Source organism: Staphylococcus gallinarum, from assembly GCF_000875895.1.
Classification (GTDB): Bacteria; Bacillota; Bacilli; order Staphylococcales; family Staphylococcaceae; genus Staphylococcus; species Staphylococcus gallinarum.
Map to the genome: position 1 here is coordinate 1 of NZ_JXCF01000231.1, position 241 is coordinate 241.

At 42.7% G+C, this 241-nt stretch carries 1 pseudogene; it reads right to left on the reverse strand.

Annotated features, from left to right (window positions below):
* Window positions 1–241, reverse strand: a pseudogene (locus SH09_RS16760) (cell surface protein); the annotation flags it as partial.

Below are 241 nucleotides of genomic sequence, written 5' to 3' on the forward strand. Positions count from 1 at the left end.
AACTGTTACTGTTCCTGCTGGAACGTATGGTACTGGTGTGTCTTTTGTTGGATCATTTGGATCTTTTGGTGCTGGTGGTTCATATCCTTTTGTTGGATCGTTTGGATCTTTCGGTTTCAATGGATCTGTTGGACTACCTGGATCTACCGGCACATATCCATCAACATTTGGAACTGGCGGATTATCACTTGGATCTTCTGGTGTTTCATCATACGGTACTGGTTCAATTGGATTACCTGTA